This window comes from Hymenobacter plasmatis, from assembly GCF_020711255.1.
In the GTDB taxonomy this organism is placed as follows: domain Bacteria; phylum Bacteroidota; class Bacteroidia; order Cytophagales; family Hymenobacteraceae; genus Hymenobacter.
On the sequence record NZ_JAJFAW010000019.1, the window covers coordinates 92,627 to 109,532 of the forward strand.

General features: G+C 57.4%; 12 protein-coding genes and 1 tRNA gene. 9 read left to right on the plus strand and 4 right to left on the minus strand.

From position 1 onward, the window contains the following. Positions 1-68: 68 nt before the first annotated feature. The 3 genes from LJ738_RS14420 (at position 69) to LJ738_RS14430 (ending at position 5,742) form a co-directional block, all read left to right on the plus strand. Positions 69-485 carry a 6-pyruvoyl trahydropterin synthase family protein gene (locus LJ738_RS14420; protein WP_068193313.1) on the plus strand — a complete coding sequence of 139 codons (417 nt, stop codon included), beginning with the start codon at positions 69-71 and terminating at the stop codon, positions 483-485. A 123-nt stretch (positions 486-608) separates the two neighbouring features. Further along, positions 609-1,721 (plus strand): lipid-A-disaccharide synthase, encoded by a 1,113-nt coding sequence (gene lpxB / locus LJ738_RS14425; protein ID WP_227787127.1) that lies wholly within the window; start codon positions 609-611, stop codon positions 1,719-1,721. Between the two features lie 370 nt (positions 1,722-2,091). Next, entirely contained in the window at positions 2,092-5,742 is a 3,651-nt protein-coding gene (locus LJ738_RS14430; protein WP_227787128.1) for a choice-of-anchor Z repeating domain-containing protein, read from the plus strand. 116 nt (positions 5,743-5,858) lie between these two features. On the opposite strand, the gene clpX is transcribed toward LJ738_RS14430, so the two are convergent. Continuing rightward, positions 5,859-7,082, minus strand: a complete 1,224-nt coding sequence (gene clpX / locus LJ738_RS14435; RefSeq protein ID WP_227787129.1) for an ATP-dependent Clp protease ATP-binding subunit ClpX — start codon at positions 7,080-7,082, stop codon at positions 5,859-5,861. Positions 7,083-7,565: 483 nt separating this feature from the next. Between clpX and LJ738_RS14440 the strand changes: the two genes are divergently transcribed. After that, positions 7,566-8,303, plus strand: coding sequence for an outer membrane protein (locus tag LJ738_RS14440; protein ID WP_227787130.1), 738 nt, complete (start codon positions 7,566-7,568; stop codon positions 8,301-8,303). 124 nt (positions 8,304-8,427) lie between these two features. Here the strand turns inward: LJ738_RS14440 and LJ738_RS14445 are convergent, their stop codons facing one another. The 3 genes from LJ738_RS14445 to LJ738_RS14455 form a co-directional block, all read right to left on the minus strand. Continuing rightward, positions 8,428-9,135, minus strand: coding sequence for a ClpP family protease (locus tag LJ738_RS14445; RefSeq protein ID WP_262907692.1), 708 nt, complete (start codon positions 9,133-9,135; stop codon positions 8,428-8,430). Between the two features lie 145 nt (positions 9,136-9,280). Continuing rightward, a complete protein-coding gene (gene tig / locus LJ738_RS14450) occupies positions 9,281-10,609 on the minus strand; it encodes a trigger factor (protein ID WP_227787131.1) in 1,329 nt (442 codons plus the stop codon). An 87-nt stretch (positions 10,610-10,696) separates the two neighbouring features. Next, positions 10,697-10,778 (minus strand) — tRNA-Leu (locus tag LJ738_RS14455). A gap of 140 nt (positions 10,779-10,918) precedes the next feature. Here LJ738_RS14455 and LJ738_RS14460 point away from each other — a divergent pair. The 5 genes from LJ738_RS14460 (at position 10,919) to LJ738_RS14480 (ending at position 15,905) form a co-directional block, all read left to right on the plus strand. Next, on the plus strand, positions 10,919-13,132 hold the full coding sequence (locus LJ738_RS14460) for a RelA/SpoT family protein (protein ID WP_227787132.1): 2,214 nt from the start codon (positions 10,919-10,921) through the stop codon (positions 13,130-13,132). After that, the gene (locus tag LJ738_RS14465) at positions 13,129-13,461 is read left to right on the plus strand and encodes a CHY zinc finger protein (protein ID WP_227787133.1); all 333 of its coding nucleotides are present in this window, start codon (positions 13,129-13,131) and stop codon (positions 13,459-13,461) included. Before LJ738_RS14460 ends, LJ738_RS14465 begins: the two co-directional genes overlap by 4 nt. A gap of 224 nt (positions 13,462-13,685) precedes the next feature. After that, a complete protein-coding gene (locus LJ738_RS14470; RefSeq protein WP_068198527.1) occupies positions 13,686-14,147 on the plus strand; it encodes a Fur family transcriptional regulator in 462 nt (153 codons plus the stop codon). After that, positions 14,144-14,494: an STAS domain-containing protein gene (locus tag LJ738_RS14475; protein ID WP_227787134.1), complete on the plus strand. Its 351-nt coding sequence runs from the start codon at positions 14,144-14,146 to the stop codon at positions 14,492-14,494. Before LJ738_RS14470 ends, LJ738_RS14475 begins: the two co-directional genes overlap by 4 nt. A 142-nt stretch (positions 14,495-14,636) precedes the next feature. Further along, positions 14,637-15,905, plus strand: a complete 1,269-nt coding sequence (locus LJ738_RS14480; protein ID WP_227787135.1) for an adenylosuccinate synthase — start codon at positions 14,637-14,639, stop codon at positions 15,903-15,905. Positions 15,906-16,906 lie beyond the last annotated feature (1,001 nt).

Genomic DNA, 16,906 nt, shown 5'->3' on the forward strand with positions numbered 1-16,906 from the left:
CAGTTGTCAGGTCTGGAACAGGCTCGTCTATACTGACAGCCAACCACCGACAGCTGACAACCCGAAGAATGATATACGTTAGCCGTCAGGAACATTTCAACGCCGCCCACAAGCTGCACAACCCCAAGTGGAGCGACGAACGCAACCGCGAGGTATTTGGACCTTGCGCCAACGCCAACTGGCACGGCCACAACTACGACCTCATCGTAACCGTTAAAGGTCAGCCCGACCCGGATACCGGCTTTGTGGTTGACTTAAAGGCCCTTTCCGACCTGCTGCGCGTGCACATTACCGAGCAGGTCGACCACAAAAACCTCAACCTCGACGTGCCGTTCATGGCCGGCCAAATGGCCAGCACCGAGAACCTGGTCATCGCCTTCTGGCAAATTCTGGAGCGCGAATTACCCGCCATTACCGAGGCCAAGTTGCACTGCGTAAAACTCTACGAAACGCCGCGCAACTTTGTAGAATATTACGGCGGCTGATTTCATTTAACAATTATCAATTAACAGTTAACACTTGTTGATTGATGAGCCAGTGCTACTCTGAACAACCTTGGAGGCAACGGCTTACTGTTAAATGTTAATTGATAACTGTTAAATGAAAGAATGAAATATTACCTCATTGCCGGCGAGCGTTCAGGCGATTTCCACGCAGCCCACCTCATGCGCGAACTGCGCGGACAGGACGCCGCCGCGCAATTTCGCTTCTGGGGCGGCGACCAAATGCAGGCCGAAGGCGGCGAGCTGGTGCGCCACTACCAGGACCTGGCCATCATGGGCTTTGTAGAGGCAGCCACCAGCGTGCTCAAGTTCCGGGGGTATTTGAAGCAGTGCCAGGCCGATTTGCTGGCCTACAAGCCCGACGTGCTGATTTTGGTAGACTACGCCGGCTTCAACCTGCGAATGGCCAAGGTGGCCAAAGACCACGGCATCAAGGTGTTTTATTACATCTCGCCCAAAATCTGGGCTTGGAACCAGGGCCGCGTCGAAAAGGTGAAGGCACGGGTCGACAAGATGTTCGTCATTCTGCCCTTTGAGGAAGAGTTCTACCAGAAGTTTGGGTACAACGTGGATTACACCGGCAACCCCACCGCCGATGCCGTGGCCGAGTTCCAGCCTGCACCGGACTTCTACGACCGCAACCGCCTCGACCCGACCCGGCCGATAATCGCCGTATTGCCGGGCTCGCGCAAGCAGGAAATCGAAGAGATGCTGCACGAAATGATTGCCATTCTGCCCGGTTTTCAGGAGTATCAATTTGTGGTGGCCGGCGTGAGCAACCTCGACCCGAACTACTACCGCCATTTTGAGCGCAACGGCATCCGGTTTCTGTTCGAGCAAACCTTCGATTTGTTGAGCCATGCCAGCGCAGCCCTGGTTACCAGCGGCACGGCCACCCTCGAAACCGCCTTGTTTGGCGTTCCCCAGATTGTGTGCTACCGCACCAGCGGCCTGAGCTACGCCATCGGCAAGATGGTCATCAAAGTCCCGTACATCTCCCTTGTGAACCTGATTGCTGGCCGCGCCGTGGTAAAGGAGCTCATCCAGAGCGATTTCAACGCGCGCAACCTGCTCGACGAGCTCAAGACCATGCTGACGGATGCCGACTACATGGCCCGCATCAAAGCCGGCTATGCCGAGCTGCGCGAAAAGCTCGGCCAGCAACAAGCCGCCCGTAAGACGGCCGAGCTGATGGTGAAGTACTTAAAAGAGGCTTAAGGAACCGCACCGGGTTGAGCTAGCTTCTCGCTTCATTTCCAGGGTGCCAGCTGCCGGTTCTAAGAAAAATTTTATTTGCTGATTATCCAAAAAGCTCCAACGATAAGCGTCGGAGCTTTTTGCTTTCTTCCCAAAAGCCATTAACAAGAGGTTTGTAATTAGGCATTTACAATAGCGGTGGGGTGGTCAACTGTTATTAGCTCACGCAAAGCAGCAGGGGAGGAGCATCAAATTCTAATAGCATATCGTTTTCGGCTAAATTTACTCCTGCTACTAAAGGCACCATTTCTTCGTGAAGCAATTTTACAGCACCTGCGTGCCGGCAAGCTATTCTGCGGTTAAAACTACCCTGAGCCGAATTGGTGCCTCCATGCTCCTGGCTCTTGGTGTTACGCTGGCTGCCCAAGCTCAAAAGGAAGCGCCGCAGTTCTTCCACGCCGATGCTGCGGCGCGAACTACGGCGGCGACCTCGTCGCTGGCATCGGCGCTGTACCGGTCGCAAGCCCTGACGCTGGATGTGGACGGCCTGCAGGCGGCCCTGGCCATGGCGCCGCCGGAGGCGCTGGCCGGCGCCGTGCCGCTGGTAATAGCATTGCCTCTGCCCGATGGGGGCACCGGTCGCTTTGCCCTGCACGAGGCTCCCATCATGGCTCCCGCGCTAGCGGCTCGTTTTCCCGATATAAAGACCTACGCCGGCATAGGCCTCGACGATGCATCGGCGTCGGTGCGGCTCGACATGACGCCGCAGGGTTTTCACGGCCAAGTACTCACGGCCGGGGGCAATAGCTTTTACATCGACCCCGTGTCTCGAAATGATGCCCGGCACTACCTGGGCTTCTATCAGCGGGATATGAACCGGGCGGCGGCTGGGTCGGCCCTCGCGTGTAGCTTCGCGCCCACCGCTGCCGACCTGAAAGCTCAATCGGCTCGGCTGGCCGCGTCGGCTGGTAGGGCCACTATGGCGCGGTCGAGTGGACCGCAGCTGCGCACCTACCGCTTGGCTCTGGCCTGCACGCCGGAGTATGCCCTTACCAAAGGCAACACAGTGGCTGGCGTGATGGCCGCCGAAGTCACGACCGTGAACCGGGTGGTGGGCGTGTACGAAAAAGAGCTGGCCGTGCGCATGGTACTGGTGCCCGACAACGACAAGCTGATTTTTCTGAGCGGCGCCGGGCCGCAGCCGCCCACGCCGTACTCCAACTCCAGCGGCAGCGCCATGCTGAGCCAGAACCAAACCAACGTGGACCAACTCATCGGCCCGGCCAATTATGACATTGGTCACGTGGTGAGCACCGGGGGCGGCGGGTGGGCTTACTTCGGCGTGGTGTGCTCGAGCGCCTGGAAAGCCGCCGGTGTCACCGGCTCGCCCAGCCCCGTGGGCGACGCGTTCGACATTGACTTCGTAGCCCACGAAATGGGCCATCAGTTTGCGGGCCGCCACCCTTTCAACGGCAACGCTGGCAACTGCGCGGGCGGCAACCGCAACCCAAGCACGGCCTGGGAGCCGGGCTCAGGCTCCACAATTATGGCCTATGCGGGCATATGTGGCTCCGCCAACGACTTGCAGCCCAACTCCGACCCCACGTTTCATACGGGTAACTACCAGGAGATGCGGGCCTTCATCGAAGGCACCACGTGTAGCGTTGAATCGCCCACCGGCAACACCGCTCCGAGCATTACGGCTCCCGCCGGTGGCAAAACCCTGCCTATAAGCACGCCCTTCAAGCTGACGGCCTCGGCTACCGACGCTGAAAACGACGCGCTGACTTACTCCTGGGAGGAACTGGACTTGGGCAGTGCGGGCGCGCCCACCACGGCCCAGGTGCCGGGCGACAACGTGCCGCTGTTTCGCTCCTTCTACCCCACGGCGTCGGGTACCCGCTACTTTCCGCGGTTGAGCAATCTGGTGGCTAACACCACGACCATTGGCGAGCGACTGCCCACCGTGACGCGCGCGCTGACGTTTCGGTGCACGGCCCGCGACGAGCACAACGGCCCGGCTGGCATCATTGGCGGCGTAAATTTCAGCCCGCTCGTGAGCCTGGATGTGAGCAGCACCGCCGGCCCCTTCGTGGTCACGGCGCCTAATACGGCCGTGTCCTGGACCGGCGGCGCGGCCCAGACCGTAACCTGGGATGTTGCCGGTACCACCAATGCCCCGGTGAGCTGCGCCCTGGTAAAGCTGCGCCTTAGCCTTGATGGTGGCTTGACGTACCCTATCATATTGGCCCAGAACGAAGCCAACGACGGCTCGGCCGTGGTAATTGCCCCCAGCCCAGCTTCCACGCAAACCCAGGCCCGCGTAATGGTTGAAGCCGCCGATAACTACTTCTTTGATATCTCGGACGCCAACTTCACCATCACACCTCCCGCTGTGGGGCCCACCATTACCAGCTTCACACCCACCGGCGGGCTAAGTGGTACGGATGTGACCGTGCTCGGCTCAAACTTTACCGGGGCAACTGCAGTGAGTTTCAACAGCACAACAGCTGCCAGCTTCACCGTCAACTCGGCTACGCAGCTAACGGCGACGGTAGCTGCCGGCACCAGCACTGGCCCCATCAGCGTTGCGGGCCCAGCCGGCACGGCTAACTCGGCTACGCCGTTTGTGGTGGGAGCCTCGCCGGTTATCAGCGGATTTAGCCCCACCACCGGGCCCGTGGGCACCAGCGTCGTCATCACCGGCTCAGATTTTTCGGGTGCTACGCAGGTGGCGTTTAACGGTATCGTCGCGCCTTCCTTCACCGTAAACTCGGCTACGCAGATTACGGCGACGGTGCCCGTGCATGCTACCACCGGCTCCATTTCCGTGACTACGCCCGTAAGCACAGGCGTTTCGGCAAATAGCTTCACGGTCATTCCAGCTCCATTTATTGCCTCATTCACGCCTACTGCCGGCGCCGGGGGTACCGTAGTAGTGCTAACGGGCGGCTACTTTACCGGCGCCACCCAAATCACCTTTAATGGAACTGTGGCGCCCGCCTTCACGGTGAACTCGGCCACGCAGATTACGGTGACCGTGCCCACCGGCGCTGCTACCGGCCCCATCGCCGTGACTTCCGCTGGCGGCGTGGGCACTTCAACGGCTCAATTTGTGGTTGCGCCCGCCAATGATTTGTGTAGCAATGCTGCTCCCTTGACCTGCGGCCAGACCCTGACCGGAACCACTGTGAGGGCCACGGCCACCGGCGACCCCACCACCGCCTGTACTACCGCGGTGGACGGCGGGGGCGTGTTTTATAGCATCACCGGGACGGGAGCCAGCTTCACCGTTTCTACCTGCAATGCCGGCACGAACTATGACACGAAGCTCTTTGTGTATTCCGGCACTTGCGGCGCTTATACCTGTGTGGGCGGCAATGATGAAGATGACAACTGCACCACTGGCTCAACGGCCTCTACCGTCACGTTCAATTCGGTAGCGGGCACCCAATACCTCGTCTTTGTGAGCGGCTACAATGGCGACACCGGTACGTTCGTGCTAAGCGCCACCTGTGCCAACCTAACTTCGGCCCCGACCATCACCAGCCTGAGCCCAGCAAATGGGCCAGTCGGCACCCTTATCACCGTCACGGGCACCAACTTCACCGGCGCCACGACCCTGACTTTGAACGGAGCGGCCATCACAGGCTTCACGGTGGTGAATACCACCACCCTCACGTTTATCCTGCCCGCAGGGGCAACCACCGGCAACGTGGTGGTCACCACACCAAGCGGCGCCAGCGCTGGCAGCCCTTTCACCGTCACGACCCCGACGGCCACCGCCAATTCGACCACGAGCGAATTCAGCGTGTGGCCCAACCCAGTAATAGGCAATGGCCCGCTGCAGGTAAAGCTGGCCGCACCCGCCGCAAAAGCTACCCTCGCGTTACGCAATGTAGTGGGCCAACTAGTGAGCACGCGCACCTTTAGCGGCAGCGCTACTGAGCTGGCTACCGCAGGCCTAGCGGCGGGCACTTACCTGCTCACCGTGCAGGCAGAGGGCCGCAGCCCCAGCATCCGGCGCGTAGTCGTGGAATAAGCGAAGTTGAGCTAAAACCAAGTAATTCCAGCAAGCAAAAAGGCCCGCCAGTTGGCGGGCCTTTTTGCTTGCTGCCTGATAAATTCAGGCGAAATAGCAGTTGATTTGTTGTGGCCTTACGCGGCCCGCATGTGGCGCAGCGTCGATTTTTCAAACTTGCTGCGGCAGTAGGTTAAGTTGATGAGCAGCGCGTCGGCGCCTTCTTCCGAGGGCATCTCGAACATGGCATCGGTCATGATGCTCTCGCAGATGGAGCGCAGGCCGCGGGCCCCGAGGCGGTACTCGTCGGCTTTCTCCACGATGTACTCGAGGGCGTCTTCGGTGAAATCCAGCTCAATATTCTCCATGCCGAACAGGCGCTTGTACTGGCGCACGAGCGAGTTCTTGGGCTCGGTCAGAATCATGCGCAGCGTGGTGCGGTCCAGCGGGTTGAGGTGGGTGAGCACGGGCAGGCGGCCGATGAGCTCGGGGATAAGACCGAAGCTCTTGATATCCTGAGCCGACACGTAGCGCAGGAAGTTCTCGGTGTCGACCTGGTCATCGAGGTTGGTCTTGGCAAAGCCCATGGGCTTGGTGTTCAGACGGCTCTTTATGATACGGTCGAGGCCGGAGAAGGCGCCGCCGCAGATGAACAGGATGTTCTCGGTGTTCACCGAAATCATCTTTTGCTCGGGGTGCTTGCGGCCACCCTGCGGCGGCACGTTGATGGCAGTGCCTTCCAACAGCTTGAGCAAGGCCTGCTGCACGCCCTCGCCGCTCACGTCGCGCGTGATGCTGGGGTTGTCGCTCTTGCGGGCAATTTTGTCGATTTCGTCGATGTACACGATGCCGCGCTCGGCGGCTTCGAGGTTGTAGTCGGCTGCCTGGAGCAGGCGGGTAAGGATGCTTTCCACGTCTTCGCCCACGTAGCCAGCCTCGGTGAGCACCGTGGCATCGGCAATGCAGAAGGGCACTTGCAGAATCTTGGCCAGCATGCGGGCCAGGAAGGTTTTGCCGGTGCCGGTTTCGCCCACCATGATGATGTTGGACTTTTCAATCTGCACCTCGTCGTCCTGCGGCTTCTGCATCAGGCGCTTGTAGTGGTTGTACACGGCCACCGACATCACGCGCTTGGCTTCGTCCTGGCCCACCACGTACTGGTCGAGGTGGTCCTTAATTGCCTTGGGCTTGATGAGGTTGAACTTGGGCTGCTTGCTGGCGTCCTGGGCTTTGGCTTCTTCGTTGAGGATGTGCTGGGCCTGGCCCACGCATTTCTCACAGATGTGGGCGTTGATGCCCGAAATCATAACAGCGACTTCGCGCTTGCTTTTATTGCAAAAGGAACAGGATATTTCAGCCACGGAAAGAGGAATAGAATAGTAGGTGGGAAGGCTAGTTTTTAAACAAGCGGGCTCAAAGGTACAACAAGGCCAACGCCTGTTGCGCGGAAATTGGTGCCATTCTCAAAAGCTTAGATAAGGTATTCCCTAGATGTTGAGCTATTTAAAATCAGGGCCTGGCCCAGCTTTTACCGGCAAAGCATTTTTGACTGCCCACTTATCCAATTTTCAATAAGCACGCTATCAAGACACTGGCAACGGGCTAAGGGTTGCTACGCCGCTGATAAGACCAATATTTTACCGGCTTTGAGAACACAACCGCACCTCCCGCCCGGTAGTTTTTTCTAATTCTCGCCGAAACCATGCCAAGGCAGTATTGGGAACAATTTGTCCGATACCCAGGGCCTGAAAGTGGCTGTTGCCCGTTGCGTTGCCCATTTGCTGCCGCCAGTGTTCACCCTAGCGCCGCGCTTTTCTATCCATACCGTCTTACTTTGTCCTTCTATGAAAAGCGTCTTTCACATTTTAGTAGCGGCTTCGGCGGTGGCCGCGCTTCCGTTTCTCGGGGCCCAAGCCCAAACCACTCGCAAGCCGGCACCTCGCCCCGCGGCTACCAAGCCAACTGCTAAACCAGCTTCTAAACCAACTCCCGCGCCGGCCTCTCAACCCAAAGCTCAGCCGGCACCCGCATCCGAGCCGGAGCCGTCGCTGCTCGAAACCGCGCTTCCCACCACTTTCACTACTGGTCCCTTTCAGGTCGGCACGCGAGCCATTAATTTGGGTATCGGAGTTGGCAGCCGCTACAACTACGGCATGAAGGTGATTGGCGGCAGCTCCAGCGTATCACCTGCCATCAGCTTGTCCTATGAGAAAGGGCTGATGGCCGTGGGCCCTGGCGTGCTGGGCGCGGGCATCTTCGCGGGTTACCAGGGTGCCAAGTACGTGCTGAGCAGCGGCGATAAATGGAAATACACCGATGTCATCATGACCGTACGCGGCTCGTTTCACTACCCCGTCACGCCTGAGTTTGATGCCTATGGTGGGGTGGGCGTGGGCGTGCGGCATTCCGGCGTGTCTTTCGAAGGAAGTAACCCCAACGGCCTGGACACCAACAGTTCCACCGGCCTGGCCTACGGTCTGTTTGTAGGCGGGCGTTACTATCTATTCGAAAACTTCGGTGCTTTCGCCGAGTTAGGCTACGACCAAACCTACCTCAAAGTAGGCCTCACGGGTAAGTTCTAAACGCCGTCGGCTCAACCTGCTCTTCTTGGGCTGAATTCCAAGCATTCTGGCAAACAAAAAGCCCCTGCCAAATCAGCAGGGGCTTTTCTTATCAAATGACTCCGAAGAGTTCCACTATATGTAATTAGTCTTTCTTCTTCTCCAGCACCTCGTCAATCAGGCCGTATTCCTTGGCCTCATCGGCACGCATCCAGTAGTCGCGGTCCGAGTTGTCGTGGATTTCTTGGTAGGTCTTGCCGGTGTGTTGGGCCAAAATGTCATACAGCTCTTTCTTTAGCTTCAGAATCTCGCGGGCCGTGATTTCAATATCCGACGACTGACCCTGCGCGCCGCCCGAGGGCTGGTGAATCATCACGCGGGCGTGGGGGAGGGCTGAGCGTTTGTTGGCGGCACCACCGGCCAGCAACACGGCACCCATCGAAGCCGCGAGGCCGGTGCAAATCGTGGCCACGTCGGGGTTCACGTACTGCATGGTGTCGTAGATGCCCAGGCCGGCATACACCGAGCCACCGGGCGAGTTGATATAAAGCAGAATGTCTTTTTTGGCATCGGCCGATTCCAGAAACAGCATCTGGGCCGTCAGGATGTTGGCTACATAATCATCTACGGCCGTGCCCAGGAACACAATCCGGTCCATGATGAGGCGCGAAAACACGTCGATTTCGGCGAAGCGCGTGGGGCGCTCCTCGATTACCGAGCGGGTCATGCCGGTGGGCAAAATGAGGCCACCGCGCGTCTGGCCTTCCACGTGTTGGATATACTGGTCCACACCCAGCCCGCTGAGGCCCTGGTGCTTAACGGCAAACTTGCGAAACTCTTGTTTATTCAGCATTTGAAGGAAATGAGGCGCCTGCCGAAGCGTGCGCGAGTGAGGTAAGAAAGACGGGCGAAGTAAAGGAATGTTGTCGGAACCCCAACAAAAAAGCCCCTACGTCACCGTAAGGGCTTTTTGAAAAAAGGAAACTGCGGGGCTAAGCTTAGCTGTGCAGGGTCCGGAATTCTTCGGCCGTTACGGGCTTGTCCGTAACAACAACTTTGCCGCGGAGGTTTTCGAGCACTTTCTCTGCCAGAATGGCCTCGTACTCGCTCACGTAGTTCTTGCCGTTGTCCTGCTTCAGGAAGCTATCGGCGTAGCTGCGCATCGACTCGCGCATTTCGTCGGGCATGTTGGGCATGTTGAACTGGCCCATGATTTTGTCGAGGGTGCGGTTCACGATTTCCTCGTTGCTCACCTTCAGGCCGGCGTCTTCCACCACCTTGTTGCGAATCATGCTCCACTTCAGCTCCTTCTCGTAGTCGCTGTAGTGCTCTTCTACCTTCTCGGGCGTCAGTTTGCCTTCGTTGGCACGCACCAGCCACTTCTTGAAGAACTCGGTGGGCACCTTGATGTCCACGGTGTTCACGAGCTGCTCCACGATGCTGTTGTTCAGCGCGCCGTCGCTCTCGCGGTCGTAGTTCGACTGGATGGTCTCGCGCACTTTGGCGTCGAACTCCTCTTGCGAAGAAACCGCCTCGGGGCCGAATACTTTATCGAACAGCTCCTGGTTGAACTCGGGAGCCGCCGTGCGGTTCACTTTCTCCACGTTCAGCACGTAGTCGCCGGTGGCAGCAGCAGCCTCTTCCTTGCTCAGGCCCGAGAAGTTCGAAATCGAAGCCGCGTCGTTGCCGAAAGCGGCCTGCAAGTCAAACGTGATAACGTCGCCAGCTTTCTTGCCGATGAAATGCGATACGTCGCCGGTCACCTTATTGAGGGGCAGCAGCACCGTGCGGCCTTCGCCTTCCTCATCGGCCTTCTTCAGCTTGCCGAACAGGTAGTCGCCGGCCTCCGAAACCTCGGGGTTGGTGGTCTCGCCGTACTGACGGGCAATCTGCTCGTTGGTTTGGCTCAGAGTCTCCTCGTCGATGGTTACCTGGTGGCGCTCCACTTGCAGGGCACCTTCGGCGGGCAGCTCGAAGTCGGGCAGCAGGCCCAGCTCAAACTGGAAATCGAAGTCCTTGTCAGTGTCGAAATCCACGTTGCTCTGCACCGGCAGGGGCTCGCCGAGCAGCTTGATGTTGTTCTCCTTGATGTAGGAGTCCACCGCTTTGCCCAGCATTTTGTTGATTTCCTCGGCCAGAATGCCTTTGCCGTACATCTTGCGCACCATGCCGACCGGCACCATGCCGGGGCGGAAGCCCTTCACCTGGGCGCGCTTGGTGTACTCTTTGATTTGCTTGTCAACCGTAGGCGCGTAGTCGGCTTCGGTCAGATGCACGGTCAGCAGCCCGGTCAGCTGCTCGTCGTTCTTGTCGAGGGTAATGTTCAAAACAGGGGAGCCGGCTTCCGCTGGCCAAGTTGAAAAGTTGAAAAAAAGCCTCCAGCCTATGCGACTGAAGGCCTACATCAAATAAAGTGCGGATAGAGGGACTCGAACCCACACGCCTTGCGGCACCAGATCCTAAGTCTGGCACGTCTACCAATTTCGCCATATCCGCATATGAGCACCACGCAGCCAATTGCTACGGGCCCGCAAAGGTACTCGCTAAAACGATTGCACGCAAAGCCCAAGCGTAAGTAGTCGTTGTGGGGATTTTCGGGCCACCTTTTCTTCTTCTGCTTTGTTACTTTACCTATTATGCCTCCCGTTATCTCTCCCGAAGCTGAGCGCCAGGAAATCCTGCGCCACTACCGCCGCCTGCTGCGCACGGCCAAGCCCTACCTGAAAGAGGGCGACACCAAGCTCATCAAAAAGGCGTTCAATCAGAGCCTTGAGGCGCACAAGGAGATGCGCCGCAAGTCGGGCGAGCCGTACATTCTGCACCCGCTGGCCGTGGCCCAGATTGCGGTGGAGGAAATTGGGCTGGGCACGACGAGCATTGTAGCTGCCCTGCTGCACGACGTGGTGGAGGACACGCCGACGGAAATTTCGGATATCGAGCGCGAGTTCGGCCCCAAAGTGGCCCGCATTATTGATGGGCTCACAAAAATTTCCGGCGTATTCGAGTACGGCACCAGCGAGCAGGCCGAGAACTTCCGCAAAATGCTGCTCACGCTGAGCGAAGACGTGCGCGTCATCCTCATCAAAATCGCCGACCGCCTGCACAACATGCGGACGCTCGACTCGATGCCGCGGCACAAGCAGCTCAAGATTGCCTCGGAAACCCTGTATCTGTATGCGCCGCTGGCCCACCGCCTCGGCCTCTATACTATAAAGAGTGAGCTGGAGGATTTGTACCTCAAGTTTACCGATACCGAAACTTATAACGACCTCAAGGCGAAAGTCCGCCAGAGCCAGAGCGCGCGCAACCGCTTCATTAAGGAGTTTGTGCAGCCCATCGACGATGAGCTGAAGGCGCAGGGCTTCGAGTACGAAATCAAGGGCCGGCCCAAGAGCATCTACTCCATCCTGAAGAAGATGAAAAAGCAGAACATCACCTTCGACGAGGTGTATGACCTGTTTGCCATCCGGGTGATTCTGGACGTGCCGCCGGAGCAGGAAAAAGCCGCCTGCTGGCAGGTATACTCCATTGTGACGGACTTCTACCAGCCCAACCCCGACCGCCTGCGCGACTGGGTATCCACGCCCAAGGCTAACGGCTACGAGAGCTTGCACACCACCGTAATGTCGCGCTCGGGCCAGTGGGTGGAGGTGCAAATCCGCTCGCGGCGCATGGACGACATCGCCGAAAAAGGCTACGCTGCGCACTGGAAATACAAGGACACCGGCAGCATTCAGCCCGAAAGCTCTTTGGAAGGTTGGGTAAATAAGGTGCGCGAGATGCTGGAGTCCAACAATTCCAGCGCACTGGAATTCATGGACGAATTCCGCCAGAACCTGTTCGTGAAGGAGGTGTACGCCTTTACCCCCAAAGGCAAGCTCGTAATTCTGCCCGACAAGGCCACTGCGCTGGACTTTGCCTTCGAGATTCACTCACAAATTGGGCTGCACTGTCTCGGCGCCAAAGTCAACCAGAAGCTGGAGCCGCTGAGCTACCAGCTCCACAACGGCGACCAGGTCGAAATCCTGACCTCGCACAAGCAGCGGCCCACCAACGAGTGGCTCAACTACGTCATCACGACAAAAGCGCGGTCCAGAATCAAGGATTTTCTGCGCGACGACCGCCGGGCCAAAGCCGAGGACGGCCGCCAGCTGCTCGAAAAGCGCCTTGAGCTGATTGGCGTGCCTTTCACGCAGGAAAGCTTCAACCGGCTGCTGGCTTATTTCAATGTGCCCACGGCCCAGGAGTTTTACTACCGCTTGGCCGTGGGGCAAGTCGATGGCCGCACCATTCGGGAGTCGTTGTTCAATGCCGACAAGCCCGTGGCCAGCGTGGCCTCGGTGCTAGAGCCCAAGTCTTTCGACCACGAGGTGCAGAAAATTCGCGGCGTTCGGCCCGATATGCTCGTGGTGGGGGAGAACACCGACAAGTTCAACTATAGCATTGCGCGCTGCTGCAATCCCATTCCCGGCGACGACGTGTTTGGGTTCGAAACCGACAGCGGCATCATCATTCACCGCACCAGCTGCCCCCGCGCCGTCGATTTGATGTCGAACTACGGCAACCGCATTGTGCGCGCCAAGTGGACGGAGCAACTGGAGCTGGCTTTCTTGGCGGGCATCCGCATCAAAGGCACGGACCGGGTAGGCCTCGTCAACGACGTAACCCGCATTATCAGCACCAGTCTTAAGGTCAATATGCGGGCCATCACCGTGGACAGCAACGACGGCATCTTCGAAGGTGAGATTATGGTCTTTGTAAACGACACCGACCACCTGAATAAGCTCATCCATCGCCTGAGCAAGGTGCACGGCGTGTTGCAGGTAGAGCGGTTTGATTCGTTGAAGTGAAAATTGCGGCCCCCATCATCTGCCACGGCACCGGGGTAAACGAGCGCACCCAATGCGCCCACTACCATTCCGAGCGCGACATCATCGCTATCCAGTTCAAATGCTGTGAGGCCTTCTACGCCTGCATCCAGTGCCACGAAGAAGCGGCCGACCACGCCCCCGTAGTTTGGCCCAAGACGGAATTCGCAACTCAGGCCATCTATTGCGGCAATTGCAAAAGCACCCTGAGTATCGCTGAGTATCTGAGCTGCGACAACACTTGCCCCGCGTGCCAGGCAGCCTTCAACCCGGGCTGCGCCAATCATTACCATCTTTATTTCGAACGGTAAAACCGAAAGCGGGCTTTGGCGCTTAGCTAGCCTGAGTTTCTACCTTTGCCCAACTATACCTTATATATAACGTGAATTCCCCCCAAGCCACCCGCAAGGCGCCCCAGTCACCAGCAGAATCCGCCAAAGCGGCAGGGCAGGAGGTAGGCGGCTCTTCCGAAACGGGTTACGCGGCCAAGCACACGCCCAGCGCCGCCTCCCAGGCCACCCTCAATACCGACAAGCTGGAGGAGGTGCGCAAGCTCTTCACCGCCCACCTCGAAAACAAAGGCCTGCGCAAAACCGGCGAGCGGTACGCCATCCTCGAAGAAATCTACGCCCGTTCCGGCCACTTCGACGTGGAAGAACTCTACGCAGGCATGAAGGAGCGGGGCCTGCAAGTGAGCCGCGCCACGGTTTATAATACCCTCGACTTGTTGGTGGAGCAAGGGCTCGTGAGCAAGCATCAGTTCGGCCGCAACTTAGCTCAATATGAAAAGAGCTACGGCTACCGTCAGCACGACCACGTCATTTGCACCGAATGCCATAAAGTGGTGGAATTCTGCGACCCACGTATTCACGGCATTCAAACCATGGTGGGGGAGCTTCTGAACTTCCATATCTTGCACCATTCTTTAAATCTTTACGGCATTTGTGGCGACTGCCGTGCTCAGGCTGCCGCCCGCTCATCCGTTTCTCCCGCATGACCATCACCAGTTCCGTTCAAAACGGCATCCTGTTTATTCGCCTCGCCGGCGACCTCATCGGCAGTCCCGATACCGACCAGCTTCTCAAGTCCGTCAACGACCACTTGGGCGAAACGCTGAACTTCTGCGCCGTCGACTTATCCGAAGTCCGCTACATCAACAGCACCGGCATTGGCGTCCTAGTCTCGCTCCTCACCAAATTCCGGAGCCGAGGCGGTGAAATGGTCCTCATCAACCCCGCCGACCACCCCAAGAAAATGCTGGCGCTAACCAAGCTCACCAATATTTTTACCGTGGCCACCGATGAGGCCGCCGCCCGCCAACAACTAATCCCAGCCGTCCAATAGGGCGGCTGTTTTTTTGCCATTTGCCATCCGCAAGCTTGCGACGGACCCAATGGTAGCTTTTCTCTTTAAATAATAGATTCCCTGAGCAGGCCCGGAGGCAGCAAATCCTTCCCATGTTCAGCCCGACACAAACCCATTTCAAATGCCAGTAGACGTATTAGTAGGCCTCCAGTGGGGCGATGAAGGCAAAGGCAAAATCGTAGACGTACTCGCGCCCACCTATGATGCCGTAGCACGCTTCCAGGGCGGCCCCAACGCCGGCCACACCCTCACCTTCGATGGCATCAAGCACGTGCTGCACCAAGTGCCCAGCGGCATTTTCCACCCGCACATCCTCAATATTGTAGGCAATGGCGTCGTGCTCGACCCCATCGTTTTCCGCGCCGAACTCCAAAAGCTCACCGATAGGGGAGTGGATTGGGCTAAGAACCTCTACATCTCCAAGAAGGCCCAGCTCATCCTGCCCTCGCACCGCGCCCTCGACCGCATCAACGAAGAAGCCCGCGGCGGCTCCAAAATTGGTAGTACTCTTAAAGGCATCGGGCCCACGTATTCCGACAAAATCGGCCGCGTCGGCTTGCGCGTTGGCCACATTCTGCTGCCCGATTTCGAGACCCGTTATAAGGAAGCCGTTGCCCAGCATGCTTCCCTGGCTTCCCATTATAATAAGGGGCTGGAAATTGAAGAGCTAGAAGACGACTTCTTCTCCGCCGTCGCCTTCCTGCGCACCCTCCAGCTCACCGATACCGAATACCTGCTCAACGACCTGCTGAAGCAAGGCAAGCGCATTCTTGCCGAAGGCGCTCAAGGTTCCTTGTTGGATATCGACTTCGGCTCTTATCCCTACGTTACGTCTTCGAGCACCATCGCCGCAGGCGCCTGCACCGGCTTGGGCATCGCGCCCCGGCACATTGATAAGGTATACGGTATCACCAAAGCCTATTGTACCCGTGTTGGGAGTGGCCCGTTCCCCACAGAGCTGCATGACGAAGTAGGGGAGCAGATTCGCCAGGCTGGCCGCGAGTTCGGCTCCACCACCGGCCGCCCACGCCGCACTGGCTGGATAGACCTGCCCGCCCTCCGCTACGCCATCATGCTCAACGGCGTCACCGAGCTGCACCTGATGAAAGCCGACGTGCTCGATGCCTTCACCGAAATCCAGGCTTGCACTCACTACCGCAGCGCCACCGGCGAAAGCACCCCGCAACTCCCTGACCCCGGCGAACTCACCACCATCACCCCCGAATACCGCACCCTCCCGGGCTGGAACAGTGACCTCACTACCATAACAGACGCTGCCCAACTTCCTGCCAATCTGCAAGCCTACCTGGATTTCCTGGAGCAGGAACTGCAAGTACCCATTAGCATTGTCAGCGTGGGCCCAGATAGAGTAAGCACCCTCCACCGCTAATTCTTGCCAAGAAAGCCACGGTAAAGCTTAACATCTACCAAGGGTAAGCCAAGAAAAGCGCCGTAAACTGAACCTATTGGGGACAGCTTACGGCGCTTTTTTTATAGTTGCCAGTCAAGCATACTACACTTCCACTACCAATTGAAAAAGCAAGCAGTGGATAAGTGAGCTTATAACAAGAGCATTAATATGAACAGGGCCTTGCCCAATGGTTGAGCTAAAAGCGACAATTGTTAGGCTTCGTGTTTAGGCTGGTTTAGCTCAACAGGGATACGTCTCTATACAGTATCATCATGCGGACAAATTTTTCGACGCATCAATCAGACACTTACAACCTATTTGCAGGTATTTCGTAAAAGCACCCTTGCCGCTCCAAAAACTCCTCCTACCTTTGCAGTCCCAAAAACGTCAAACGGACTACGGGGCGCTGCGAAACGAAGGTCTCCAGCGAAATTTTTTAAATATTGGAACTCCTGCAGACCGTAGAATTGTCTACCACCTGCGGCGCTTAAAAAGCCTCGAAAGAATTTATTTTTCGAACCGCTTGCAAAGCCGAAAAGAGCTACCGTACCTTTGCAGCCCGCTTCGATAGGAAGCAGAAAAATTTGAAAAGCGAGTTGAAAAGCTTCAAAAACTTTTCTTAATAAAACTTGCTAAGTAGAAAAAGCCTCGTACCTTTGCACTCCCAAATCGAATAGGGCACTGCAATAGCAACGATAAGGAGTCACAACTAACTCCGCACTGTTACTTCAAATGGAAGTAACACACGTTCTTTGAATGACGGAAACAGACAAAATAGTAAGTGTTTCATTTGCCGGTCTTTCTTCGGGAAGAACACAGTGAAACAAACCAAGCGAAACGAATTAGACGATAACGTCAAATATGTGAGCAAGGTCAGCACTCGACATCAGCCCCGGTTCGCCGGGGTGTAGAACATTTTACAATGGAGAGTTTGATCTTGGCTCAGGATGAACGCTAGCGGCAGGCCTAATACATGCAAG

Coding starts and splice junctions, on each gene's coding strand:
- LJ738_RS14420 (WP_068193313.1), top strand. CDS start 69: ATGATATACGTTAGCCGTCAGGAACATTTCAACGCCGCCCACAAGCTG.
- lpxB (WP_227787127.1), top strand. CDS start 609: ATGAAATATTACCTCATTGCCGGCGAGCGTTCAGGCGATTTCCACGCA.
- LJ738_RS14430 (WP_227787128.1), top strand. CDS start 2,092: ATGCTCCTGGCTCTTGGTGTTACGCTGGCTGCCCAAGCTCAAAAGGAA.
- LJ738_RS14440 (WP_227787130.1), top strand. CDS start 7,566: ATGAAAAGCGTCTTTCACATTTTAGTAGCGGCTTCGGCGGTGGCCGCG.
- LJ738_RS14445 (WP_262907692.1), bottom strand. CDS start 9,135: ATGCTGAATAAACAAGAGTTTCGCAAGTTTGCCGTTAAGCACCAGGGC.
- LJ738_RS14460 (WP_227787132.1), top strand. CDS start 10,919: ATGCCTCCCGTTATCTCTCCCGAAGCTGAGCGCCAGGAAATCCTGCGC.
- LJ738_RS14475 (WP_227787134.1), top strand. CDS start 14,144: ATGACCATCACCAGTTCCGTTCAAAACGGCATCCTGTTTATTCGCCTC.
- LJ738_RS14480 (WP_227787135.1), top strand. CDS start 14,637: ATGCCAGTAGACGTATTAGTAGGCCTCCAGTGGGGCGATGAAGGCAAA.